Source organism: Stutzerimonas tianxiuensis (assembly GCF_053470365.1).
Genome location: NZ_JBPVWS010000002.1, coordinates 60341 through 85310 on the forward strand (window position 1 = coordinate 60341; position 24970 = coordinate 85310).

At 60.7% G+C, this 24970-nt stretch carries 26 protein-coding genes; 23 read left to right on the plus strand and 3 right to left on the minus strand.

What is annotated here, in order from left to right:
* Positions 1 to 29: 29 nt before the first annotated feature.
* Entirely contained in the window at positions 30 to 1034 is a 1005-nt protein-coding gene (locus ACSSNI_RS02890) for an NADP-dependent oxidoreductase (protein WP_102836045.1), read from the minus strand.
* Between the two features lie 213 nt (positions 1035 to 1247).
* On the opposite strand from ACSSNI_RS02890, the gene ACSSNI_RS02895 reads away from it, so the two are divergent.
* Positions 1248 to 2009 carry an SDR family oxidoreductase gene (locus ACSSNI_RS02895; RefSeq protein ID WP_102836046.1) on the plus strand — a complete coding sequence of 254 codons (762 nt, stop codon included), beginning with the start codon at positions 1248 to 1250 and terminating at the stop codon, positions 2007 to 2009.
* 13 nt (positions 2010 to 2022) lie between these two features.
* Here ACSSNI_RS02895 and ACSSNI_RS02900 read toward each other — a convergent pair whose 3' ends face one another.
* A complete protein-coding gene (locus ACSSNI_RS02900) occupies positions 2023 to 3219 on the minus strand; it encodes a benzoate/H(+) symporter BenE family transporter (protein ID WP_200639251.1) in 1197 nt (398 codons plus the stop codon).
* Positions 3220 to 3521: 302 nt separating this feature from the next.
* On the opposite strand from ACSSNI_RS02900, the gene fliE reads away from it, so the two are divergent.
* From fliE to flhB, 18 genes are all read left to right on the plus strand, one after another.
* Positions 3522 to 3851, plus strand: coding sequence for a flagellar hook-basal body complex protein FliE (gene fliE / locus ACSSNI_RS02905; RefSeq protein ID WP_448258981.1), 330 nt, complete (start codon positions 3522 to 3524; stop codon positions 3849 to 3851).
* 15 nt (positions 3852 to 3866) lie between these two features.
* Positions 3867 to 5654, plus strand: coding sequence for a flagellar basal-body MS-ring/collar protein FliF (gene fliF, locus ACSSNI_RS02910; RefSeq protein WP_102836048.1), 1788 nt, complete (start codon positions 3867 to 3869; stop codon positions 5652 to 5654).
* Entirely contained in the window at positions 5647 to 6663 is a 1017-nt protein-coding gene (fliG, locus tag ACSSNI_RS02915; RefSeq protein WP_102836049.1) for a flagellar motor switch protein FliG, read from the plus strand. The genes fliF and fliG overlap by 8 nt, the downstream gene beginning before the upstream one ends.
* Positions 6664 to 6678: 15 nt before the next feature.
* A complete protein-coding gene (gene fliH, locus ACSSNI_RS02920) occupies positions 6679 to 7467 on the plus strand; it encodes a flagellar assembly protein FliH (protein ID WP_200639252.1) in 789 nt (262 codons plus the stop codon).
* Positions 7457 to 8815 (plus strand): flagellar protein export ATPase FliI, encoded by a 1359-nt coding sequence (gene fliI, locus ACSSNI_RS02925; RefSeq protein WP_200639253.1) that lies wholly within the window; start codon positions 7457 to 7459, stop codon positions 8813 to 8815. Before fliH ends, fliI begins: the two co-directional genes overlap by 11 nt.
* Positions 8816 to 8818: 3 nt before the next feature.
* The gene (fliJ, locus tag ACSSNI_RS02930) at positions 8819 to 9271 is read left to right on the plus strand and encodes a flagellar export protein FliJ (RefSeq protein ID WP_102836052.1); all 453 of its coding nucleotides are present in this window, start codon (positions 8819 to 8821) and stop codon (positions 9269 to 9271) included.
* Between the two features lie 174 nt (positions 9272 to 9445).
* Positions 9446 to 9751, plus strand: a complete 306-nt coding sequence (locus ACSSNI_RS02935) for an STAS domain-containing protein (protein ID WP_102836053.1) — start codon at positions 9446 to 9448, stop codon at positions 9749 to 9751.
* Positions 9751 to 11454, plus strand: a complete 1704-nt coding sequence (locus ACSSNI_RS02940) for a fused response regulator/phosphatase (protein WP_102836054.1) — start codon at positions 9751 to 9753, stop codon at positions 11452 to 11454. Before ACSSNI_RS02935 ends, ACSSNI_RS02940 begins: the two co-directional genes overlap by 1 nt.
* A gap of 76 nt (positions 11455 to 11530) precedes the next feature.
* Complete coding sequence (locus ACSSNI_RS02945) at positions 11531 to 11839, plus strand: Hpt domain-containing protein (RefSeq protein ID WP_418952678.1); 309 nt, start codon at positions 11531 to 11533, stop codon at positions 11837 to 11839.
* Between the two features lie 123 nt (positions 11840 to 11962).
* A complete protein-coding gene (locus ACSSNI_RS02950; RefSeq protein WP_200639257.1) occupies positions 11963 to 13204 on the plus strand; it encodes a flagellar hook-length control protein FliK in 1242 nt (413 codons plus the stop codon).
* 201 nt (positions 13205 to 13405) lie between these two features.
* Positions 13406 to 13936, plus strand: coding sequence for a flagellar basal body-associated protein FliL (gene fliL / locus ACSSNI_RS02955; RefSeq protein ID WP_102836057.1), 531 nt, complete (start codon positions 13406 to 13408; stop codon positions 13934 to 13936).
* Positions 13937 to 13948: 12 nt separating this feature from the next.
* The gene (fliM, locus tag ACSSNI_RS02960) at positions 13949 to 14920 is read left to right on the plus strand and encodes a flagellar motor switch protein FliM (RefSeq protein WP_102836058.1); all 972 of its coding nucleotides are present in this window, start codon (positions 13949 to 13951) and stop codon (positions 14918 to 14920) included.
* Between the two features lie 40 nt (positions 14921 to 14960).
* Complete coding sequence (gene fliN / locus ACSSNI_RS02965; RefSeq protein ID WP_102836059.1) at positions 14961 to 15431, plus strand: flagellar motor switch protein FliN; 471 nt, start codon at positions 14961 to 14963, stop codon at positions 15429 to 15431.
* 1 nt (position 15432) lies between these two features.
* A complete protein-coding gene (gene fliO, locus ACSSNI_RS02970; protein ID WP_148926336.1) occupies positions 15433 to 15852 on the plus strand; it encodes a flagellar biosynthetic protein FliO in 420 nt (139 codons plus the stop codon).
* Positions 15852 to 16628 (plus strand): flagellar type III secretion system pore protein FliP, encoded by a 777-nt coding sequence (fliP, locus tag ACSSNI_RS02975; protein ID WP_102836061.1) that lies wholly within the window; start codon positions 15852 to 15854, stop codon positions 16626 to 16628. Before fliO ends, fliP begins: the two co-directional genes overlap by 1 nt.
* Before the next feature lie 19 nt (positions 16629 to 16647).
* Positions 16648 to 16917, plus strand: a complete 270-nt coding sequence (gene fliQ / locus ACSSNI_RS02980; RefSeq protein WP_045425749.1) for a flagellar biosynthesis protein FliQ — start codon at positions 16648 to 16650, stop codon at positions 16915 to 16917.
* 36 nt (positions 16918 to 16953) lie between these two features.
* Positions 16954 to 17733, plus strand: coding sequence for a flagellar biosynthetic protein FliR (fliR, locus tag ACSSNI_RS02985; RefSeq protein ID WP_200639259.1), 780 nt, complete (start codon positions 16954 to 16956; stop codon positions 17731 to 17733).
* A 36-nt stretch (positions 17734 to 17769) separates the two neighbouring features.
* Positions 17770 to 18906 carry a flagellar biosynthesis protein FlhB gene (gene flhB / locus ACSSNI_RS02990; RefSeq protein WP_200639261.1) on the plus strand — a complete coding sequence of 379 codons (1137 nt, stop codon included), beginning with the start codon at positions 17770 to 17772 and terminating at the stop codon, positions 18904 to 18906.
* 252 nt (positions 18907 to 19158) lie between these two features.
* Here the strand turns inward: flhB and sodC are convergent, their stop codons facing one another.
* The gene (gene sodC, locus ACSSNI_RS02995; RefSeq protein ID WP_200639262.1) at positions 19159 to 19680 is read right to left on the minus strand and encodes a superoxide dismutase family protein; all 522 of its coding nucleotides are present in this window, start codon (positions 19678 to 19680) and stop codon (positions 19159 to 19161) included.
* Between the two features lie 203 nt (positions 19681 to 19883).
* Here sodC and flhA point away from each other — a divergent pair, with 203 nt between their 5' ends.
* The 4 genes from flhA to fliA all read left to right on the plus strand — a co-directional run bounded on the left by flhA (position 19884) and on the right by fliA (position 24960).
* Positions 19884 to 22004, plus strand: a complete 2121-nt coding sequence (flhA, locus tag ACSSNI_RS03000) for a flagellar biosynthesis protein FlhA (RefSeq protein ID WP_200639264.1) — start codon at positions 19884 to 19886, stop codon at positions 22002 to 22004.
* Positions 22005 to 22020: 16 nt separating this feature from the next.
* Positions 22021 to 23298, plus strand: a complete 1278-nt coding sequence (gene flhF, locus ACSSNI_RS03005) for a flagellar biosynthesis protein FlhF (RefSeq protein ID WP_200639266.1) — start codon at positions 22021 to 22023, stop codon at positions 23296 to 23298.
* A gap of 91 nt (positions 23299 to 23389) precedes the next feature.
* The gene (gene fleN, locus ACSSNI_RS03010; protein ID WP_102836068.1) at positions 23390 to 24220 is read left to right on the plus strand and encodes a flagellar synthesis regulator FleN; all 831 of its coding nucleotides are present in this window, start codon (positions 23390 to 23392) and stop codon (positions 24218 to 24220) included.
* A gap of 14 nt (positions 24221 to 24234) precedes the next feature.
* Complete coding sequence (fliA, locus tag ACSSNI_RS03015) at positions 24235 to 24960, plus strand: RNA polymerase sigma factor FliA (RefSeq protein WP_102836069.1); 726 nt, start codon at positions 24235 to 24237, stop codon at positions 24958 to 24960.
* The last annotated feature ends 10 nt before the right edge of the window (positions 24961 to 24970 follow it).

Here is a 24970-nt window from a genome sequence, read left to right on the forward strand (position 1 = left end):
TGGCCACGGCCGGCTCATTCACCATCCGCTTAGCTGACCTTCAGTACCAGCTTGCCGAAGTTGCCGCCGGTGAACAGTTTCATCAGCGTCTCTGGGAAGGTTTCCAGCCCTTCGACGATGTCTTCCTTACTCTTCAGCTCGCCGCTTTGCATCCAGCCCGCCATGTCTTTCATGGCTTCTGGATAGCGTGAAACGTAGTCCATCACCACCATGCCCTGCATTCTGCCGCGGTTGACCAGCAGCGACAGGTAGTTGGCCGGTCCCTTGACCGCTTCCTTGTTGTTGTACTGGCTGATGGCGCCGCAGATGACGATGCGCGCGCCCACAGCAATGCGCGTCAGCACCGCGTCGAGGATGTCACCGCCCACGTTGTCGAAGTACACATCAACGCCTTTCGGGCATTCGCGCTTCAGGCCGGCGGCAACGTCTTCGCTCTTGTAGTCGATAGCCGCATCGAAACCGAGCTCCTCGGTGAGGAAGCGGCACTTGTCCGCACCGCCGGCGATCCCGACTACTCGACAGCCTTTAATCTTGGCGATCTGGCCCGCGACGCTGCCAACTGCGCCTGCTGCGCCGGAGATCACCACAGTTTCACCGGCTTTTGGCTCGCCAACCGACAGCAGACCGAAATAGGCCGTCATGCCAGTCATGCCCAGCGCAGACAGGTAGCGAGGCAGCGGGGCCTGGTTCGGATCGACTTTGTAGAAGCCTTTCGGCTCGCCGAGGAAATAGTCCTGCACGCCCAGTGCGCCATTGACGTAATCGCCTTCGGCGAACCCTGGGTGTTGGGAGGCAATGACCTTGCCTACGCCTAGCGCACGCATCACCTCGCCGATGCCGACCGGGGGAATGTACGACTTGGCATCGTTCATCCAGCCGCGCATGGCTGGGTCAAGAGACAGGTATTCGTTCTTCACCAGTATCTGGTTCGGGCCGGGTTCGCCCAGTGGCTTTTCAGCGAACTCGAATGTCGCGCGGTCAGGTGCGCCGACGGGGCGCTTGGCCAGCAGGAACTGGCGATTGGTCTTGTCCATGGGAGCCTCTTGTGTGTGCAAACCGTTGGTTTAGCCTCCCTGAGGCAGCACCGCAAGTAAGGCGGTCACGCTGGAATGCAATGGCATCCGCGTGAGTGATATCGCCAGCTACTGCTTAAGCGGATCTCGGGATGGCGGTATAACCATGACCAGCATATGGCTTGCAGTCACATTAGGACTGGCGCCTTTCTTCAATCGATCAGGGTATCTAGCATGAGCATGTGTTTTTCCGGTCAGGTTGCATTGGTTACGGGTGGTGCAGCGGGCATTGGCCGTGCGACGGCGTTGGCGTTTGCCGAACAGGGGCTGAAGGTGGTGGTGGCCGATGTGGACGAGGCCGGTGGAGCAGCATGCGCTGATGCGATTCGTCAGGCCGGTGGCGAGGCGGAGTTCGTGCGCTGCGACGTCACCCGCGACGCAGAGGTCAAGGCGATGGTCGAGCAGGCGGTGGCGACCTATGGGCGCATCGACTATGCGTTCAACAACGCCGGGATTGAAATCGAACAGGGCCGCCTGGCCGAAGGCAGTGAAGCCGAGTTCGACGCCATCATGGGAGTCAACGTCAAAGGGGTCTGGCTGTGCATGAAACACCAGTTGCCTTTGATGCTCGCCCAGGGTGGCGGCGCCATCGTCAACACCGCCTCGGTGGCGGGCCTGGGGGCGGCCCCGAAAATGAGCATCTATTCGGCGTCCAAGCATGCGGTCATCGGCCTGACCAAGTCGGCGGCCATCGAGTACGCCAAGAAGAAAATCAGGGTCAACGCCGTCTGTCCTGCGGTGATCGATACCGACATGTTTCGTCGTGCCTATGAGGCAGACCCACGCAAGGCGGAGTTTGCCGCGGCCATGCACCCGGTCGGTCGCGTAGGCAAGGTCGAGGAAATTGCTGCTGCCGTGCTCTACCTCTGCAGCGATGCCGCGGCCTTTACCACCGGTCACGCACTGGCGGTCGATGGCGGAGCCACGGCGATCTGATCAGAGAGGGTGATCAGGCTGATCGCTTGGGTGCGCTGACGATCAACAGCGTCAGCACACCCGCGACCAATCCCCACAGCGCGGAGCCGATGCCGAAAAGCGTCAGCCCCGAAGCCGTCACCATGAAGGTAATCAGCGCCGCTTCGCGCTCGCGCGGCGTTTGCATGGCCTGAGTCAGGCCACTGCCGATCGAACCGAGCAGGGCGAGGGCTGCGATGGACAACACCAACGCTGCCGGAAAGGATGCGAACAGGGCCGCCAGCGTAGCGCCGAAAATCCCGGCGATGCCGTAGAAAACGCCGCACCAGACGGCTGCGGTGTAGCGTCTCGCCGGGTCTGGATGCGCTTCCGGCCCGCTGCAGATAGCCATGGTGATCGCTGCCAGATGAATACCGTGGGAGCCGAAGGGTGACAGCAATACCGAGGCGATGCCCGTCACCGAGATCAGTGGTGAGGCCGGCACCTGATAGCCCTCAGCGCGAAGCACCGCCAGCCCTGGCATGTTTTGCGAGGCCATGGCGATCACGAACAGCGGTATGCCGATGCTGAAGATGGCCGCAAGCGACAAACTGGGCGTGGTCCAGACCGGCACCGCCACTTCCAGACTCAGCTGGCGGAAGTCCAGCAGGCCGAGCCCGGCCGACAATGCACAGCCGACCAGAAGTGCCGACAGCACCGCATAGCGGGGCTGCACGCGCTTGAACAGCAGATAGCTGAAGAACATCGCCAGAACCAGTGTCGGCTGGACTTCAACCGCGCGGAAAATCTCGCTGCCAATGTTGAACAGGACGCCCGCCAGCAACGCGGCTGCCAGCGATGCGGGCACCTTGCGCATCAACCGCTCGAAGCTGCGGGTGAGCCCGCACAGGGCGATCAGCGCTGAAGCAAAGATAAAGGCGCCGATCGCTTCGCTGTACGGAACGCCGGGCAGGCTGCTGATCAGCAACGCGGCGCCCGGGGTCGACCAGGCGATCACGACCGGCGTTCGGTAGCGCAACGACAATCCGATGCTGCAGATCGCCATACCGGTCGACAGCGCCCAGATCCAGGAGGAGATCTGGGCGCCGCTGAGCCCGGCAGCCTGGCCGGCCTGGAACATCAGCACCAGCGAGCTGGTATAGCCGGTGAGCATGGCGATGAAGCCAGCCACGACGGTAGAGGCCGAGCTGTCCTTGAATAGACGGTAAGGTTGAGCGGCGGTGGCGGTCATCGTCGGCTTCGGGTCCGGTTCGGAAATGGATACACAGGAATTGCAGAAGGCTCACGAGTGAACTGGTGTTCTGCCTCAACAGGCGTCTGCAGGCGGTATGACGACAGGCTAGGGCGTCACGCGCTTCGCGTCGCGGTACAGCCAACGGCGCGATCAGCGTAACAGTCACCCGCACCCCTCAGCGCCGTTCGTCTCCCATGCCGAGAGGCACGGTGATGGCCGTGCTGACACTGGCACCGATGTTGCTATTACTCCTGTGCCTGCTGCGAGGCGTCAAAAAAACCGCAGCTGTTGGAGGAATGATGAGTCAGGGTATCGAATTCAATCGCTTGATGCTGGAAATGCGGGCCATGCAGACCGATGCAATGGCGCGCTCCAAGCCCGTGACGGCGGCCCCGGAGGTGGGTGCTTCGAGCTTTTCAGACATGCTCGGGCAGGCCGTCAATAAAGTGAACGAAACCCAGCAGGCCTCCAGCCAGTTGGCTACTGCCTTCGAGATGGGCCAGGGCGGCATCGACCTGACTGGAGTCATGATCGCCTCCCAGAAGGCCAGCGTTTCTTTTCAAGCGATGACCCAGGTGCGCAACAAGCTGGTTCAGGCGTACCAAGACATCATGCAGATGCCGGTTTAAGGCAGGATTTGAACAATGGCTGACGCGCTTAGCAAAGTTCCAGTGCCGGTTGCTTCGGAAGGCCCGAAGAAGCCTCTGCTGGGCCTGTCCTTTCTGGAAAACCTTTCCGAAATGTCGATGCTGCGGCAGATCGGCCTGCTGGTCGGTCTGGCAGCGAGCGTCGCCATCGGCTTTGCTGTGGTGCTTTGGTCACAGCAACCGGATTATCGCCCACTGCTGGGCAGCCTTGCCGGAATGGACGCTAACCAGGTGATGGAAACCCTGGCAGCTGCAGACATTTCCTACACGGTGGAGCCCAACTCCGGCGCTCTGTTGGTCAAGGCCGACGACCTTGCCCGTGCGCGGCTGAAGCTGGCCAGCGCCGGCATCGCCCAGACCGACAGCAATATCGGCTTCGAGATTCTCGATAAAGAACAAGGCCTCGGCACCAGTCAGTTCATGGAAGCCACCCGCTATCGCCGTGGTCTCGAAGGCGAGCTGGGTCGTACCATTTCCAGCTTGAACAACGTCAAGGGCGCGCGCGTCCACTTGGCCATTCCAAAAAGTTCAGTTTTCGTCCGCGACGAGCGCAAGCCGAGCGCATCGGTTCTGGTTGAGCTTTATCCGGGGCGCAATCTCGAGCCAAGTCAGGTGATGGCGATCATCAACCTGGTCGCGACCAGCGTGCCGGAACTCACCAAATCACAAATTACCGTGGTCGATCAGAAGGGCAACCTGCTGTCCGATCAGCAGGAACTCACCGAGCTGAGTATGGCCGGCAAGCAGTTCGACTACAGCCGCCGCATGGAGAGCCTCTACACCCAGCGCGTGCACAATATCCTGCAGCCGGTGCTGGGCAGCGGTCGCTACAAGGCCGAAGTGTCTGCCGATGTAGATTTCAGCGCGGTAGAGTCCACCTCCGAGACATTCAACCCGGATCAACCGGCACTGCGCAGTGAGCAGAGCGTTAGCGAGCAGCGTCAGAGCAGCCTCGGTCCGCAAGGTGTGCCTGGTGCTCTCAGCAATCAGCCACCGGGACCCGCTGCTGCGCCCGAGAATGCTGTTGCCGGGCAGGCCGGCGCGGCGGGCGCCATTGCTCCGGGCCAGCCGCTGCTGGACGCCAACGGCCAGCAGGTCATGGACCCGGCAACAGGCCAACCGATGTTGGCGCCGTATCCGGCAGACAAGCGCGAGCAGGCGACCCGCAACTACGAGCTGGACCGTTCGATCAGTTACACCAAGCAGCAGCAGGGGCGCCTGCGTCGCCTGTCGGTTGCCGTGGTGCTCGACGACCAGACGACGGTTGCAGCTGACGGAAGCACGACTCGGGTACCGCGGACCGCCGAAGAACTGGCGCGCTTCACCCGGCTGGTACAGGATGCTGTTGGTTTCGATGCGAGCCGTGGTGACAGCGTCAGCGTGATCAATGCCCCGTTCGCTGCTGATTCGCTCGACGAGACGTTCATCGACATTCCGTTCTACTCGCAGCCGTGGTTCTGGGACATCGTCAAGCAAGTGCTCGGCGTCCTGTTCATCCTGGTGTTGGTGTTCGGCGTGCTAAGGCCCGTACTGAACAACCTGACCAACGCCGGCAAGAGCAAGGAATTGCAAACGGTGGGTGGCGATGCCGAACTTGGTGACATGGAAGGCATAGACGGTGCGCTTTCGAGCGACCGCGTCAGCCTGAGCGGCCCGCAGAGCATCATGCTGCCGAGCCCGACCGAGGGATACGATGCGCAATTGAATGCCATCAAGAATCTGGTAGCAGAGGACCCGGGCCGGGTGGCTCAGGTTGTCAAAGAGTGGATCAACGCAGATGAGTGATGCTCGAAATCCCGTCAAGCTGAACAAGGTCGACAAGGCTGCGGTCCTGCTGCTCTCGCTGGGCGAGGCCGATGCCGCACAGGTACTGCGTCACCTCGGGCCGAAGGAAGTGCAGAAGGTCGGCACGGCGATGGCGCAATTGCGCAACGTGCAAAAAAACCAGATTGAACAGGTGATGGGCGAGTTCGTCGAGATTGTTGGCGACCAGACCAGCCTCGGGGTCGGTTCGGATGGCTATATCCGCAAGATGCTCACCCAGGCGCTGGGCGAGGACAAAGCCGGCGGCTTGATCGACCGCATTCTGCTCGGCGGCAACACCAGCGGCCTGGACAGCCTCAAGTGGATGGAGCCACGGGCGGTCGCTGACGTGATCCGCTACGAGCACCCACAGATCCAGGCAATCGTCGTCGCCTACCTAGACCCCGATCAGGCGGGTGAGGTGCTTTCGCACTTCGACCACAAGGTACGGCTCGACATCGTACTGCGCGTATCGTCGCTCAACACCGTGCAGCCGGCCGCGCTGAAGGAGCTGAACCTGATCCTGGAGAAACAGTTCTCCGGCAACGCCAATACCACGCGGGCGACGCTGGGCGGCGTCAAGCGCGCGGCAGACATCATGAACTACCTCGACAGCTCGGTCGAAGGCCAGCTGATGGACGCCATTCGCGATGTGGACGAGGACCTCTCGTCGCAGATCGAGGACCTGATGTTCGTCTTCGACAACCTCGCTGATGTCGACGACCGGGGCATCCAGGTGCTGTTGCGTGAAGTATCCTCGGACGTGCTGGTGCTGGCGCTCAAGGGCGCCGATGACGCCATCAAGGAAAAGATCTTCAAGAACATGTCCAAACGTGCCGGCGAACTGCTGCGTGACGACCTGGAAGCCAAAGGGCCGGTGCGTGTCAGCGAAGTCGAAGGCGCCCAGAAAGAAATCCTCACCATTGCCCGTCGCATGGCCGAAGCCGGAGAAATCGTGCTCGGTGGCAAGGGCGGCGAAGAAATGCTCTAGGTCTAAGCGAGCCGTATGTCCAAGGAAAACCCCAGCGACGTAATCCGTGCGAAAGACGTCAACGTGTTTGATCGCTGGGCCTTGCCGAGCTTCGACCCTCTGGGTGCCGAGCCGGAAGACCCAGAGGTTGACGAGGAGCCGATCGACGACGAGAACTTGTCACGCAGCGAAGACGTGCCGGTCGAGGAAGTCAAACCGCTGACGCTCGACGAGCTCGAGGCAATCCGTCAGGAGGCGTACAACGAAGGTTTCAGCACCGGCGAGAAGGACGGGTTTCACGCCGGTCAGCTCAAAGCCAAGCAGGAGGCCGAGGCGGCGCTTACGCCCAAGCTGGATAGTTTGGAAAAGCTGATGACTCAGCTGCTCGAACCCATCGCCGACCAGGATCGAAACCTTGAACACGCCATGGTCACGCTGGTCAGTCAGCTGGCCCGCGAAGTGATTCAACGCGACCTGCTGATCGATTCCAGCCAGATCCGGCAAGTGTTGCGCGAAGCACTCAAGTTGCTGCCGATGGGCGCCAGCAACGTGCGCATCTACATCAACCCGCAAGATTTCGATCTGGTGAAAGCGCTGCGCGAGCGCCACGAAGAGACCTGGAAAATCGTAGAAGACAGTGATCTGCTGCCCGGCGGCTGCCGCATCGAAACCGAGCAAAGCCGCATCGACGCCAGCGTCGAGACCCGCCTGGGGCAGGCTATCAAGCAGTTGTTCGAACAGCAGCGCGAGAACGCCACCAGTCCACCCGAAGCTGACTTGCACCTGAATCTGGATCCAGGCCTGGACAATCCCGATGCGTCTTGAGCGCACCAGCTTCGCCAAGCGCTTCGAAACCTACGGCGAGGCGATCAAGCTTCCCAGCCAACCGATCCTCGAGGGTCGGTTGTTGCGTATGGTCGGGCTGACACTGGAAGCCGAAGGTTTGCGCGCGGCTGTTGGCAGCCGCTGCCTGGTGATCAACGAGGACAGCTACCATCCGACCCAGGTCGAGGCTGAGGTCATGGGCTTTTCCGGCGGCAAACTCTACCTGATGCCGGTGGGCAGCCTCGCTGGCATTGCACCGGGGGCCCGCGTCGTGCCGCTGGCCAACACCGGACGCCTGCCGATGGGAACCTCGATGCTGGGCCGCGTGCTGGACGGAGCCGGGCGTGCATTGGACGGCAAGGGCGGGATGAAGGCCGAAGACTGGGTGCCGATGGATGGCCCGGTGATCAACCCGCTCAAACGTCACCCCATCAGCGACCCGCTGGACGTGGGGATCCGCAGCATCAACGGCCTGCTCACCGTGGGCCGTGGCCAGCGTCTTGGCCTTTTTGCCGGCACCGGCGTTGGTAAATCGGTCCTGCTGGGCATGATGACGCGCTTTACCGAGGCCGACATCATCGTTGTCGGGCTCATCGGCGAGCGTGGTCGGGAAGTGAAGGAATTCATCGAGAACATCCTCACCGAAGAAAGCATCAAGCGTTCGGTGGTGGTGGCTTCGCCGGCGGACGATGCACCCTTGATGCGCCTGCGCGCCGCCATGTACTGCACGCGCATCGCCGAGTACTTCCGCGACAAAGGCAAAAACGTGCTGTTGTTGATGGACTCGCTGACCCGCTTCGCCCAGGCCCAGCGCGAGATCGCCCTGGCCATCGGCGAGCCGCCCGCGACCAAGGGTTACCCGCCGTCGGTGTTTGCCAAGCTGCCAAGCCTGGTGGAGCGCGCCGGCAACGCGGAAGAGGGCGGTGGCTCGATCACGGCGTTCTATACCGTCTTGTCCGAGGGTGACGACCAGCAGGACCCGATCGCCGATGCGGCGCGCGGTGTGCTCGACGGCCATTTTGTGCTTTCTCGCCGCTTGGCTGAGGAGGGGCATTACCCCGCCATCGACATCGAGGCCTCGATCAGTCGGGTCATGCCGCAGGTAGTCAGCGCCGAGCATATGCGCAATGCCCAGCGCTTCAAGCAACTCTGGTCGCGGTTTCAGCAAAGCCGCGATCTGATCAGCGTCGGCGCCTATGTGCCTGGTGGTGATCCGGAAACCGATCTCGCCATCGCCCGGCAGGCGGAGATGGTTCGCTACCTCCGGCAGGGCCTGAGCGAGGCCGAACATCTGGTCCAGAGCGAAGCGCTGCTGGCCAGCGTATTCAATCCCAAGGCAGCAGGCTAAACCTTGCCGGCCAGCCGAGCGGCGCGCCTGGCGCCGGTGATCGATATGGCCGAGCGTGCCGAGCGAGAGGCTGCGAAGCTGTTTGGACAAGGCCAGACGCAAGTCGCACAGGCCGAAGCCAAACTGGGCGAGTTACGGCAATACTTTGCCGATTACCAGCAGCAGTGGATGGCCCAAGGCAGCCAAGGCGTGTCCGGCCAATGGCTGATGAACTACCAGCGCTTTCTCTCTCAGCTCGAGTCGGCTATCGGACAACAGCAGCGCAGCCTGGATTGGCACCGCAACAACCTCGACAAGCTGCGCGAGCAATGGCAGCAGCGGCGAGCGCGACTCGACGGTCTGCGTAAACTGGTCGAACGCTACCTGCAGGAGGCGAGGACCGCAGCGGACAAGCGAGAGCAAAAGCTGCTGGACGAGTTTTCCCAGCGACTGTCCAGCCGGCCCAAACCCGATTGAAGCTTGCTGTGCCGGACTTTGGGTGCTAAATCTTCATCAGCTTCTTTACAACAGTGCGGCTGGAACTGAAGCTGCAGTCGTTGGACGAGGCGCCAATCGGCGGGCCGGCACCAACCCAGCAATAACGACAGCCGTGGCGAAAGGTCACGACCTCGTTCGAAACAGGAGTGCTAGATGACCATCAGTTCACAGCTATCGGCAGATGGACAGGAGCTGACCATTACGATTCAGGGGCGCTTCGATTTCAACACCCACCAGGCCTTTCGGGACGCCTATCAGAATGCCGGGAGCTCGCCCCGACGCTATGTGGTCGACCTCGACGGCGCGACCTATCTCGACAGCTCTGCTCTGGGCATGTTGCTCTTGCTGCGTGATCACGGCGGCAGCGAAAAAGCCGATATTCGTCTGGTCAACTGCAACCCTGATGTGCGCAAAGTTCTTGCGGTTTCCAACTTCGAACAATTGTTCGCAATAGCCTGATGCCTGGTCGGCTCTCCATACTCATTGCCGAGGATGGTGCGGCTGACCGCATGCTGTTGGCGGCCATCGTTCGCCGCCAGGGCCATCGAGTGACCACCGCGGCCAATGGCGCCGAGGCGATCAGCCTGTTCGAGCGCGAACGTCCGCAGCTGGTGTTGATGGATGCGTTGATGCCAGTGATGGACGGCTTCGAAGCGGCACAACAGATCAAGCGGCTGGCTGGCAATGAACTGGTCCCGATCATCTTTCTCACTTCGCTGACCGAGAACGAAGCGCTGGTTCGCTGTCTTGAGGCGGGCGGCGATGACTTTATCGCCAAGCCGTACAACCCGATCATTCTGGAAGCGAAGATCCAGGCCATGCACCGCTTGCGGCGATTGCAGGCGACTGTCCTGGAGCAGCGCGATCTCATCGGGCGCCGCAACCAGCAATTGCTCGACGAGCAACGAGCGGCCAAGGCGATTTTCGACAAGGTCGCCCACGCCGGCTGCCTGAACGCTCCTAACATTCGTTACCGGCAGTCTCCTCGAGCACTGTTCAATGGCGATCTTTTACTGGCTGCTCAAGCGCCTGCCGGCCGGATGTTCGTGCTGCTCGGCGACTTCACCGGCCATGGTCTGCCGGCCGCGGTAGGCGCCATGCCGTTGGCAGAAACCTTTTACGGGATGACCGCCAAGGGCTATTCGAGCAACCAGATCCTTCGCGATATCAACGCCAAGTTGAAACTGATCCTGCCGGTGGAAATGTTTTGCTGCGCGACCTTTCTCGACATCAACCTCGAGCAGGGGATCCTGCGTGTGTGGAACGGTGGTTTGCCCGACGGTTATCTGCTCAAGGCGGACGGCGATTGGTTGCCTTTGCGGTCCAGGCATCTGCCCTTGGGCGTGCGTGAAGCGTCGTCATTCGATGACAGCTTCGAGACACTCCCCTTGGCGATGGGTGATCGCTTGTTGCTGTTGTCAGACGGGTTGCTGGAGAGCCGCAACGCTGACGATCAGCTGTTTGGCGAACAGCGGTTGCTTGCAGTGATTGAGGCCAACCGCAACCCGGCGACACTGTTTGACGACATTCAGGAGGCGCTGCAGGCGTTTCATGGTCAAATACTTGACGACCTGAGCCTCGTCGAAGTGAGCATGTTGGCCGAGTCGGAGGAGACTGCAGCCCACCTTTCCCATGTCTATCCGTTAGGAAGTCGGGAGTTGCGTCCGCGGGACTGGACGACCTGCTTCGAGCTGCGGCCTGACAGCCTGCGCACGGCCGACCCTTTGCCTATGACGATGCAGCTGCTGCTGCAGATTTCACCCTTGCGCTATCGGGTAGGAACAATTTTCACAGTGTTGAGCGAGCTTTATTCCAATGCCATGGAGCATGGGGTGCTGTTGCTCGATTCGTCGATCAAGAGCGACGCGGAAGGCTTCGCCAGCTATTACCGGGAGCGTCAGCGACGCCTGGAAGCGCTTGACGAAGGGTTCGTGTCCATTGAGTTGACCGTCAAGTCTGAAGGGGGCAGCGGATATCTGCGCATTACTGTCCGCGACAGTGGTCCGGGCTTCGATGTGCAGCGTGCGCTGAATCAGCAGTACTGCAGCGAGCAGCTGGGTGGGCGAGGCCTGCGTATGATCCGCCAGTTAAGCGAGCGCTTTTATTGGCAGCCCGATGGCAAGGTGCTCAACGTGGAGTTTCACTGGGTCGGTCATGCATAATCCGCCGTTTACAGCCAGGAGCATCTCCGTGGCCGAACATCTCGACAGCAGCGTGCTGGGAACCCTTCAAGAAGTGATGGAAGCGGAGTACCCGGTACTGCTGGATACTTTTCTCGTCGATTCGGAAGAGCGACTGCGTCTGTTACAGGCGGCCTGCCGGAGCGGCCAAGCAGAGAGCCTGCGCCAGGCTGCGCACAGTTTCAAAGGGAGCTGCAGCAATATGGGCGCCGCGCTGCTGGCAGAACTTTGTCGCGAGATGGAAGAAACCGCCAGGCGCGATCAGCTCGACGAGGCGCCAGCGCTGATCGAGCGCATCGAGCGCGAATTTGCCATTGTGCGCATTCTCTATCGGGCCGAACGCCAGCGTTGGAGCGGACCTGCCTGATCAACGCCTGTACCGGCAGATCCGCTGTGGGGTCGCTAAGTTGCCTTTGACTCATCACCTCCTGCCGGCTGGCCCGGAGTTTGCTTAGGCATCTACACGTCCCCACTCCCAGCGGAAAGATCCATGGCCGTTTCCCCCGATCTGTTGCTCAATATCAAGGCCCCGACTGCCGCCGCCAAGTCGGCGGGCACATCCCCCAAGCCTGCTCCACAATCCAGTCGGGACGAGGCCTCCAGCTTCGCTAACGTGTACGCAAAAGAGCGTCAGGGCAAGCCTGCCGAGGCGCAAGGTGCGTCGGCGAAGCCAGTCCGAAACAAGGCCGCCGACGACAAGCCGAGTCAGGAAACCGACAAGGCCAGTGGCGTCGAAAAGCCGGCCGCGAACGAGACCGGCAACGATTTGCCGGCCAATCTCGAGACGGTCGATGACAGCGTTCCGACCGCCGAAGCCGAGCTTGATCCGTTGCTGCTGTTCGGCATGGGCGGGCAGGGTGAGGTCAGCACGGAAGCGGTGGTCGAAGAGCCGCCGTTGACGGGCAGTGAGTTTTTGGTTGGTCTGGCGCAGCCACAAGCGGTTGCAGAGGATGTTCCGGCAGATGGCGAAATGGTGCTGGCTGGGCAGCGGACGCTGGACATTCAATCCACCGCTCAGAAGAGCCCTGTAGTGGCGAGCCTCGCTCCGGCCGAAGAGCCCACGTTGGACGCCCAGGAGGCAGTCTCGACGAGCCTGTTGGGTGAAAAGCTGGTCGACGAGGCTGACGAAAGCTCACCGGAAGAAGGCTTCGCCGAGCTACTCGAGCAACTGGAAGCGCCCAAAGAAAGCCGCGCAAACGCCAGCGAAGCCGCGATCAATCGTCTGAACCCCCTGACCCAGGCGATCGCGCAGCAAAACCAGATGCAGCAGATACTCAAGCCGCCAATGGTGCCGGGCCAACCGGTACAGATGCAGCAGTCTGGCTGGAGTGAAGCGGTGGTGGATCGGGTGATGTGGTTGTCGAGCCAGAATCTCAAATCTGCCGAGATCCAGCTTGATCCCGCCGAGCTGGGCCGCATGGAGGTCCGTATCGACATGACCAAGGATCAGACCCAGGTAACCTTCCTCAGTCCGCACGCTGGCGTTCGCGATGCGCTGGAAGGGCAGATGCAGCGATTGCGCGATATGTTCACCCAGCAGGGGATGACAATGGACGTAAACGTCTCTGACCAGTCCCGAGGGTGGCGCGGTGACGGCAGCGGCGGCGAGTCGCGAGACCGAGGCATCGCCGGTGTATCGGCTGCAGGGGAAGATGAGGTCGTGCAAGGCAGCATGGAAATCAGCTCCGCACGTGCCGGTGGCGACCGCGGCTTGGTGGATTACTACGCGTGACCACCGCAGGCTGACCGGAACCGGGCTTCTAGCCCGGTTTTTTTTGCCCGCGCTCATTGCGGTTCCGACTATTCGTCTGCAAAAAGAGGACGCAGCATGGCAATCGTTTACGCTGCCTGTTCGCTAGTCGATACTTTGGCACAGCAGTTGCTCGCATCGTGATGAGGCGAGTGAAAACACTTGTGATGACGGATATTTGGCATGGCAAAGAAACAAGGACCTCCGGACGTCCCGAGTCCTGCGGCTGCGACCGAAGGGAAGGGCAAGCTCAAACTGATCATCATGATCGTCCTCGGATTGCTGCTGGCTGTCGGGGTGTCGGTCGGCGCTACCTTGTACTTCATGTCTAAAGGTGAGGCAGACAAGCCGGCGGACGAGGCTGCAAGCGAAGATGCCGCGCCCCAGCGCCAGGCGGCAATCTACGAGGTGCTGGCGCCGGCTTTCATTGTCAATTTCACCAATGCCGGTGGGCGTCAACGCTACATGCAAGTCAGTGTTGCGCTGATGTCGCGCGATCAGGCAGCGCTCGACGGATTGAAGGAACACATGCCCCTGTTACGCAATCAACTGGTCATGTTGTTCTCCAGCCAGGACTTTGCCAGCCTGGCGACGCCGGTGGGTCAGGAAATGCTGCGTCAGCAGGCGACCGCCAGCGTTCAGGAGCTGGCGCAGAAGGAAATTGGCAAGCTCGCGGTCGAGCAAGTGCTGTTCACCAACTTCGTATTGCAATAGGGGTCGTTCCAGATGGCTGTTCAAGACCTGCTCTCGCAAGACGAGATCGACGCGCTCCTGCACGGAGTTGACGACGGTCTTGTCGATACCGAAAGCGATTCCGAACCGGGCAGCATCAAGAGTTACGACCTGACCAGCCAGGACCGCATCGTTCGCGGACGCATGCCCACCCTGGAGATGATCAACGAACGTTTTGCCCGTTACACACGCATCAGCATGTTCAACCTGCTGCGCCGTTCGGCAGATGTTTCGGTCGGCGGCGTGCAGGTGATGAAGTTTGGTGAGTACATACACTCGCTGTATGTACCGACCAGCCTCAACCTGGTGAAGATCAAGCCTCTGCGCGGTACGTCTCTGTTCATCCTCGACGCCAAGCTGGTGTTCAAGCTGGTGGATAATTTCTTCGGTGGTGACGGTAGGCACGCCAAGATCGAGGGCCGGGAATTCACCCCCACCGAATTGCGGGTGGTGCGAATGGTGCTGGATCAGGCCTTTGTCGACCTCAAGGAAGCCTGGCACGCAGTGCTCGACGTGAACTTCGAGTACGTGCATTCGGAAGTGAATCCGGCGCTGGCCAACATCGTCAGCCCCAGCGAAGTGGTGGTGGTGTCGACGTTTCATATCGAGCTTGAAAGCGGCGGCGGCGATTTCCACGTCACCATGCCGTACTCGATGATCGAGCCGATCCGCGAGATGCTCGATGCAGGTTTTCAGTCCGATGTCAGCGATCAGGACGAGCGCTGGGTCAACGCGCTGCGCGAGGACGTGCTCGATGTGAATGTGCCGCTCAGTGCGACGGTGGTGCGGCGTCAGCTCAAGCTGCGCGAGATTCTCAACATGCAGCCGGGCGACGTGATCCCGGTGGAAATGCCCGAAGACATGATCATGCGCGCCAATGGCATGCCGGCTTTCAAGGTCAAGCTGGGTGCGCATAAGGGCAACCTGGCCCTGCAAGTGCTCGAATCCGTATTGCGACCACGTTGATTCAGTCTTTATTCAATTACCCGCCGGTCGAGGATTAGCGATGGCAGACGAACACGAAAACACTTCCGCCGACGAGCAGGCACTGGCGGATGAATGGGCTTCGGCGCTGGCTGAGGCCGGTGACGCCAATCAGGATGACATCGATGCCTTGCTGAATCAGGGGCCGGCGGCAGCGCCAGCGCCGCCTCGTGCGCCGCTGGAGGAATTTGGTAGCAGTCCCAAGGCGGCCGCGGTGCCCGCTGGTCTGGAAGGCCCTAACCTGGACGTTATCCTGGATATCCCGGTATCGATCTCCATGGAGGTCGGCAGTACCGAAATCAGCATTCGCAACTTGTTGCAGCTCAATCAGGGTTCGGTGGTCGAGCTGGACCGCCTGGCCGGCGAGCCGCTGGATGTACTGGTCAACGGCACGCTGATCGCGCACGGCGAAGTGGTGGTCGTGAACGAAAAATTCGGCATTCGTCTGACTGACGTGATCAGTCCGAGCGAACGCATCAAGAAGTTGCGCTGACATGCGCTTCCTGGCGCTCCCCTCGCTGTTACTGGCTTTGCCAGCGGTGGCCGCTGAGCCCGCAGCAAGCATGAGCAGCAGCGGCATGGGCACGCAGATGACCAAGTTGCTGCTTGGCCTGCTGCTGGTCATCGGGCTGATCTTCCTGCTCGCTTGGCTGTTGCGCCGGATGCAGCAACTGAACCCGCGCAGCAATCAGGCGATCAAGCTGATTTCCAGTCATGCGCTTGGCCCTCGCGAGCGGCTGGTGTTGGTGCAGGTCGGCAGTGAACAGGTTCTGCTTGGTCTGAGCGCCGGACGAATCACCCCATTGCATGTGCTCGAGGAGCCGGTACACCTGCCGGATGCCGAGCCTGCCAACCCGGAGTTTGCCCAGCGCCTGATGGAGCTGCTCGGGCGGGACAATAAGGACAAGCCCTGATGCTTCGATTGTTGTTGGCGGCCCTGCTGATCCTGGCCGCCCCGTTTGCCGTGGGCCAGGATGCAGGAGGGCTGATCAGCCAGGGTGATAACCCCTTGTCGATACCGGCCATTACCCTGAGTACTGACGCGCAGGGACAGCAGGAATATTCGGTCAGCCTGCAGATTCTGCTGATCATGACCGCGCTGAGCTTTATCCCGGCGTTTGTCATGCTGATGACCAGTTTCACCCGGATCATCATCGTTTTTTCCATCTTGCGTCAGGCGCTGGGCCTGCAGCAGACACCGTCGAACCAGATCCTTGTCGGCCTGACCATCTTTCTGACGCTGTTCATCATGGCGCCGGTGTTCGAGCGGATTAACAACGAGGCGGTACAGCCTTACTTGAATCAGCAGCTGTCGGCGCCAGAAGCTATTTCACGCGCCGAGGTGCCGTTGAAAAACTTCATGCTCGCCCAAACCCGCGAGAGTGATCTGGAGCTGTTCGTGCGACTGTCGCGGCGGACCGATATTCAGACTCCGGATGCGGCGCCACTGACCATCCTGGTTCCTGCCTTCGTGACGTCCGAGCTTAAAACCGCTTTCCAGATCGGCTTCATGATCTTCATTCCGTTCCTGATCATCGACATGGTGGTCGCCAGCGTGCTGATGGCGATGGGCATGATGATGCTCTCACCGCTGATCATTTCGTTGCCATTCAAGATCATGCTGTTCGTGCTGGTCGACGGCTGGGGTCTCATCATCGGTACGCTCGCCAGCAGTTTCGGCACGCTCTAGGGCCTAGACGGAGACACTCATGACACCCGAAGTCGCGGTTGACCTGTTTCGCGAAGCGCTCTGGATGACCGCCATGATTGTCGGTGTGCTGGTCGTGCCCAGCCTGCTGGTTGGCCTGGTGGTGGCGATGTTCCAGGCCGCTACTCAGATCAACGAACAAACCTTGAGCTTTCTGCCGCGCCTGTTGGTCATGCTGCTGACATTGATCTGGGCCGGGCCCTGGTTGGTTCGTGAGCTGATGGAGTACACCCAGGGTCTGGTTCAGAACATTCCGCTGATCATCGGCTAGCCATGATGATCGAAGTTTCTCGCAAGCGGTGCGCCAGTGCTTGAGCTCAGCGATGCTCAGATCGGGGCCTGGGTCGGGCAATTTCTGCTGCCGTTGTTTCGGATTGCGGCGTTGCTGATGAGCATGCCGATCATCGGCACCCAGCTGGTGCCAATGCGGATTCGGCTTTACCTGGCGGTCGCGATTGCAGTGGTCCTCGTCCCGGGGTTGCCGGCGGTGCCAGTGGTGGAGGCGTTGAGCGGGCAGGCACTGGTGCTGATTGCGGAACAAATCCTGATCGGGGTCATGCTGGGCTTCGTGCTACAGCTGTTCTTCCAGGTGTTCATAGTCTCCGGTCAGCTGCTTGCCATGCAGATGGGCCTTGGGTTCGCGTCGATGGTCGACCCGGCCAACGGCGTCTCGGTGCCGGTGATTGGCCAGTTCTTCAACATGCTGGTGATTCTGCTGTTCTTCGCCATGAACGGGCACCTGGTGGTGCTGGAAATTCTCACCGAAAGCTTCACGACCTTGCCTGTCGGCGGCTGGCTGGTTGGCACCAACCACTTCTGGGAGGTGGCCGGCAAGCTTGGTTGGGTTCTGGGTGCCGGTCTGCTGTTGGTACTGCCGGCGATCACCGCGCTGCTTGTGGTCAACCTCGCCTTCGGCCTGATGACGCGCGCTGCGCCGCAGTTGAATATCTTCTCGATCGGTTTCCCGCTGACGCTGGTGCTGGGTTTGATCATCGTCTGGATCGGCATGGCCGACATTCTTGCGCAGTATCAGACCTTCGTCAGTGAAGCGCTGGCGATGCTGCGCGAACTGATCGGCCTGCGCTGATGCTCATTTGTTCCTTAACGCTGCCGGAGGCCGAATATGGCTGAGAGCGAAAGCGGCGCCGATAAAAGCGAGGAACCCACGGAGAAACGCATCCGTGAGTCGCGCGAAAAAGGCCAGCTGGCCCGTTCCCGCGAACTGAATACGGTGGCGGTGACACTGGGTGGTATTGGCGGTTTATTGGCGTCCGGCGGCAGCCTGGCCGGCAGCCTGATGGCCATCATGCAGGGCAGCTTCGAATTGAGCCGCGAAACGCTGTTAGACGAAGGCTCTATGGTGAGGCTTTTGATGGGCAGCGGCATGATTGCGTTGGAAGCCATCATGCCGCTGCTGATTGTGCTGCTGCTCGTCTCTATCATCGGGCCGATCTCGCTGGGCGGCTGGCTGTTCTCAGCCAAGGCGATGGCGCCTAAATTCAGCCGTATGAACCCCGGCCCCGGCCTTAAACGGATGTTCTCGACCAAGGCGCTGGTCGAGCTGCTGAAAGCGCTGGGCAAGTTTCTCGCGGTGCTGCTGGTGGCGCTGGCGGTCCTCAGCGCCTACCAGGACGATCTGCTGTCCATCGCCAAACAGCCGCTGGACTTGGCGATCATGCATAGCGTGGAGGTGGTTGGCTGGTCTGCACTCTGGATGGCCTGCGGGTTGATCCTGATCGCTGCAGTGGACGTGCCTTTTCAGCTCTGGGACAACAAACAGAAGCTGATGATGACCAAGCAGGAGGTGCGCGACGAGTACAAGGACAGCGAGGGCAAACCTGAAGTCAAATCGCGGATTCGCCAGTTGCAGCGCGACGCGGCTCAGCGGCGGATGATGCAGGCGGTGCCGGAGGCGGACGTCGTCATCACCAACCCGACGCACTTTGCCGTGGCGCTCAAATACGACGGCAGCAAGGGTGGGGCACCAATGCTGGTAGCCAAGGGTGGGGATTTCGTCGCCCTGAAGATTCGCGAAATCGCCAACGAACATCAGGTGACGGTGCTCGAATCACCGGCTCTGGCGCGAGCGGTTTACTACTCGACTGAGCTCGACCGGGAGATTCCGGCAGGCCTGTATCTTGCGGTAGCCCAGGTCCTGGCCTACGTCTACCAGTTACGCCAGTACCGCTCCGGCAAGGGCAAACGGCCGGATCCGTTGAGCAGCTTGCCGATTCCGCCGGACTTGCGCCGCGATGAATGATCGAATGGGAATACGCTTGGCGTGAAGCGCGAACCTGGCGCCTTGCTGAGGGAGCAAAAGTAGGGATGCGCATGCGAGAGGGATATTGATTGGCCTGCCAGGACAGGTTCTTTCTTCCTCTTTGGCAGAAGCCCACCTACGCATCCGTCAAACCGCGCGCAGGACCCCGTAGGGTGGGCTTCAGCCAACCCTTGCGGGCCTGAAGCTGGCCGGTAAGGCCAGCCTGCCTTATGGCTTAAGCCGCAAGTGGCGTTACTCGATTACCCCACAGGCTACTCGTGCGCCGCCACCGCCGAGCGGTTTGGGCTCGTCGGAATAGTTGTCGCCGCCTTCATGAACCATCAAAGCGTGGCCTTTGAGATCGCCGAGGCTTTTCAGGCGTGGTGCCAGTACCGGTTGATTGGCCTTGCCCTCAGCGTCAACCACCAGGACCGGCAGATCACCCATGTGGCCATCACCCCAGGGTTCGCCATGCTTGCCGGCGTTCTTGGGATCCCAGTGACCGCCAGCCGCAACCGCTGCTGCCGGTTTGCCGTCTTTCTCTGCGGGCTGGCAGCTGCCATTGGCGTGGACATGAAAGCCGTGCGCGCCGGCATTCAGGCCAGACAGGTCGGGACGAAATACCAGGCCCTGATCGGTGGTTTCGATCTTCACGGTGCCGACGGCGCTGGCGATGCCCTGGTCGTTGACCTTGTTCATCTCGACCGTAAGGGTTTCGGCCTGCACGCCCATTGCGGCGCAGCCGGCCATTGCAGCGATTAACCACTGTTTCATAGCACGCTCCTGTTCTGACTGAAGTGGGGCAGCGTTACGCCACCCGTCGACTGTCTGACTACCTCGGCCCAGACGCGTTCGATTGGCCTGCCATGGCCTCGCATGGCCGTACAGAGGCTCGACCAAAACTGGACCTCTTCTTGCTATAGCCCGGACAGGACGCGTTTTGCGTCAATTCTTTGTTCTTGTCTGGCGGGGTCTACGTGGATCGCACGCAACTCATCAATTTCGGCAACGGCCTAGCGGGCGCAGGGCGGGGTAACCTCGGGGTGCCGCTGCTGTTGCTAGTCATGATGGGCATGATGATGTTGTCGGTGCCGCCGTTCCTTCTGGACCTGCTGTTTACCTTCAACATTGCCTTGTCGATCGTCGTGCTGTTGGTCAGCGTCTACGCCCTGCGGCCACTGGACTTTGCCGTATTCCCGACGATCCTACTGGTCGCCACGCTGATGCGGCTCGCGCTCAACGTGGCATCGACACGGGTAGTGCTGATCAATGGCCATGAGGGCGGCTCAGCGGCTGGCCACGTGATCGAGGCGTTCGGCAACGTGGTGATCGGCGGCAACTACGTCGTCGGTATCGTCGTCTTCGCGATTCTGATGATCATCAACTTCGTCGTAGTTACCAAAGGTGCCGGGCGGATCTCCGAAGTCAGCGCGCGCTTCACCCTCGACGCCATGCCGGGCAAGCAGATGGCCATCGACGCTGACCTCAACGCCGGGTTGATCGATCAATCCGAGGCAAAAGTGCGCCGGGTCGAGGTCGCCTCCGAGGCGGACTTTTACGGTTCGATGGACGGTGCGAGCAAGTTCGTTCGCGGCGACGCCATCGCCGGCCTGCTGATTCTGTTCATCAACCTCATCGGCGGCGTCGGCATCGGCATGGCGCAGCACGGCATGAGCTTCAGCGAGGCGGGGCAGGTTTATGCCTTGCTGACCATCGGTGACGGCCTCGTTGCGCAGATCCCTTCGCTCCTGCTGTCGACGGCCGCCGCCATCATGGTGACCCGCGTTACCAGTTCCGAGGACATGGGGCAGCAGGTCAACCGGCAGATGTTCGCCTCGCCCAAGGCGCTGGCGGTATCGGCGGGCATCATGATTGCCATGGGCCTGGTGCCGGGCATGCCGCACATGTCGTTTCTCGGCCTTGGTGCGGTAGCTGCAGGTGGCGCCTACTGGATCTGGCACCGTCAGAAGCAGGTCACGCAACAGGCCGAGCAGGAGGTGCAGAAGCAGCAGGAAATGCTCCCTGCCCAGCGGGCCGCCGAGACCAAGGAACTGGGCTGGGATGATGTGACGGCGGTGGATATGGTCGGCCTGGAGGTCGGTTACCGGCTGATCCCCCTCGTCGACCGCAATCAGGGTGGACAGTTGCTGGCCCGGATCAAGGGCGTGCGCAAAAAGCTGTCCCAGGATCTCGGCTTTTTGATGCCGTCGGTGCACATTCGCGACAATCTCGACCTGCTGCCCAACGCCTACCGCTTGACGCTGATGGGTGTGAGCCTGGCGGAAGCCGAGGTGTATCCGGATCGCGAGCTGGCAATCAATCCGGGGCAGGTATTCGGCCCGCTCAACGGCATCGCCGCCAAGGACCCGGCTTTCGGGCTGGAGGCGGTATGGATTGAAGCCAGCCAGCGCGATCAGGCGCAATCGCTCGGCTACACGGTGGTCGATGCCAGTACTGTGGTGGCGACGCACCTCAACCAGATACTGCACAAGCATGCCCATGAATTGCTCGGGCATGAGGAAGTTCAGCAGCTACTGCAATTGCTGGCCAAGAGCTCGCCCAAGCTCGCCGAGGAGCTGGTGCCAGGGATGATTTCCTTGTCCACGTTGCTCAAGGTGCTGCAGGCGCTGCTGCAGGAGCAGGTGCCGGTGCGTGACATCCGTACGATAGCCGAGGCCATCGCCAACGTCGCTGCCAAGAGTCAAGATCCCGCCGCAATGGTAGCGGCAGTACGTGTCGCGCTGTCTCGTGCAATCGTGCAAAACGTTGTCGGGCTTGAGCCGCAGCTGCCTGTGATCACCCTTGAACCCAGGTTGGAACAGATATTGCTCAATAGTCTTCAGAAGGCTGGGCAAGGCTCGGAAGATGGCATTCTCCTCGAGCCGGGAATGGCCGAAAAGTTGCAACGTTCTCTGGTAGAAGCGGCACAGCGTCAAGAAATGTTAGGTAAGCCGGCGATTCTGCTGGTGGCAGGTCCAGTCCGCGCGATGCTGTCGCGGTTTGCCCGCCTCGCCGTACCGAACATTCATGTCCTGGCCTATCAGGAAATACCGGATAACAAGCAGGTCACCATCGTTTCAACGGTGGGTCAGAATTAACTGAGGGCTACAGGCCATGCAGGTCAAACGTTTCTTCGCAGCCGACATGCGTATCGCCATGAAGATGATTCGTGACGAGCTGGGCGCTGACGCCGTGATCACGGGAAACCGTCGGGTCGCTGGCGGCGTCGAGCTGACCGCTGTGCTTGATTATCCGATGGAATCGGCTGTGGCGAAGCAGCCTAATCCGGCTCTCGAAGCCGAGCTGCGCAAGACTCAGGCGCGACTTGCCAGTGCCCACGCCGAAATCAGCGCGCCAGCGCGCGGTTCGGCTGGTCAGGATCGTCAGCTGCTTGACGAGAAGCCCGCAGCTGCGCCCCAGGTAACCCCCGGCGCCGCGAGCCCGTCGTTCGAATCGCGTGCGGTCGAGGCGATGCAGTCGGAGTTGCAGGGTCTGCGTGAACTGATCGAAGTGCAGCTCGGTTCGATTGCCTGGGGGCAGGAGCAGAGCCGCCGTCCGCAACAGGCTGGCCTCTGGCGCCGCCTGCAGCGCATCGGTTTGCCGGCCGAACTGTCTCGCGCCTTGCTTGAAAAAGTCTCCACCGTATCGGAGCCACGCCAGGCCTGGCGGATGTTATTGGCTCATCTGGCGCAATCGATCAAGGTGACCAAGGTCGAGCCGCTGGAAGAGGGCGGGGTGATCGCTCTGGTCGGCCCAGCCGGTGCCGGCAAGACGACCACCCTGGCCAAGCTCGCTGCACGCTACGTGCTCAAGCACGGCCCGCAGAGCATCGCTCTGGCGAGCATGGACAACTATCGGATTGGGGCTCAGGAACAGCTGAAAACACTGGGGCGTATTCTCGACGTACCGGTTATTCAGCTGGACCCGAGTCAGCCCTTGAGCAAAACACTAGCGCCGCTGGCTCGTAAGCGCCTGATTCTTGTCGATACCGCTGGTCTACCCGCGGGTGACTCGATGATGAAGGTGCAGCTCGAAGCGTTGGCGGACCGTGGCATCAAGGCGAAAAATTATCTGGTTCTGCCAGCGACCAGCCAGAGCCAGGTGCTCAAGGCGACCTGGCACAATTACCGCCGTTGCGGGCTGGCTGGCTGCATCCTGACTAAACTGGATGAGGCCGGCAGCCTGGGCGATGTGTTGGGGCTTATCATCAGTCAGCATCTGCCTATCGCTTACCTCGCCGATGGGCCGCGTATTCCGGACGACCTGCATCTGCCTCGCAGTCACCAGTTGGTCAGTCGTGCGGTGAGCTTGCAATCGGAAGAGAATCCGAGCGAGGAAACCATGGCTGACATGTTCTCCGATCTTTACAACGGTTCTCGGAAGGTCGGATGAACGCTTTGCTACGTGTGACACACAAAGAAGACGCGTTCGGGCTGAACGCATCGATGGCCCTAGGGCTCCAGCAAGAGATAGGCGTGTGAAAATGGGTATGCATCCCGTACAGGTTATTGCAGTGACCGGCGGCAAAGGTGGCGTCGGCAAGACCAACGTATCGGTCAATCTGTCCTTGGCGCTGGCCGATCTCGGGCGTCGGGTCGTATTGCTCGACGCCGACCTTGGTCTGGCCAACGTCGATGTGTTGCTCGGCCTGACAACCAAACGCACCCTGGCTGATGTCATTGCCGGTGAATGCGATCTGCGTGACGTGCTGATCCAGGGGCCGGGCGGCATCCGCATCGTGCCGGCCGCATCCGGCACGCAGAGCATGGTGCAGCTATCGACGCTGCAGCACTCCGGCCTGATCCAAGCGTTCAGCGATATCGGCGATGACATCGATGTGCTGATCATCGACACCGCCGCCGGCATTGGTGACGGGGTAGTGAGCTTTGTGCGCGCCGCACAGGAAGTGCTGCTGGTGGTGACCGACGAACCCACGTCGATCACCGATGCCTACGCGCTGATCAAACTGCTCAATCGCGACTACGGCATCAGCCGCTTCCGGGTACTGGCCAACATGGCCCATGCGCCGCAGGAAGGCCGCAATCTATTCGCCAAGTTGACCAAGGTGACTGAGCGCTTCCTGGACGTGGCGCTGCAGTATGTAGGCGCGATTCCTTACGATGAGTCTGTGCGCAAGGCCGTGCAGAAGCAGCGCGCCGTTTATGAAGCTTACCCCCGTGCAAAGTGTTCGCTGGCGTTCAAGGCCATCGCGCAGAAAGTTGACACCTGGCCGTTGCCGGCAACGCCACGCGGTCATCTGGAGTTCTTTGTGGAGCGCCTGGTAAGGCCCGCCGCAGAGCCTAACGAACAATAGCGGCTGGATTCGGTATGTATTACAGCAAAGCTCAGGCTAAAGACTCGCAGTACCAACTCATCGATCAATACGCGCCGCTGGTCAAACGCATTGCTTACCACCTCCTGGCGCGTTTGCCGGCGAGCGTGCAGGTCGACGACCTGATGCAGGCTGGGATGATCGGCTTGCTGGAAGCGTCAAAGAAATATGACGCCGGCAAGGGTGCGAGTTTCGAGACTTACGCGGGTATTCGCATACGCGGTGCGATGCTCGACGAGGTGCGCAAGGGTGATTGGGCGCCGCGTTCGGTACACCGGAATTCGCGCATGGTCAGTGAGGCGATTCGGGCAATTGAGGCCAGAACAGGACGCGACGCTAAAGATCAGGAAGTTGCGGCCGAACTTAAATTGAGTCTCGATGAGTACTACGGCATTCTGGGCGACACCTTGGGCAGCCGCCTGTTCAGCTTCGATGATCTGCTTCAGGAAGGTGAGCATGGGGAGTTCGAGGAGGATGCTGCCAGCACCCATCCGGAACCGTCCCGCGATCTCGAAGACGAGCGTTTTCAACAGGCGTTGGCTGAAGCCATCGGCAACCTGCCCGAACGTGAAAAGTTGGTGCTTTCGCTGTATTACGACGAAGAGTTGAACTTGAAGGAAATCGGTCAGGTACTGGGCGTCAGTGAATCGCGGGTGAGCCAATTGCACAGTCAGTGCGCGGCACGTCTGCGGGCTCGTCTTGGCGAGTGGCGCGCGCGTTAACGACCGGTTT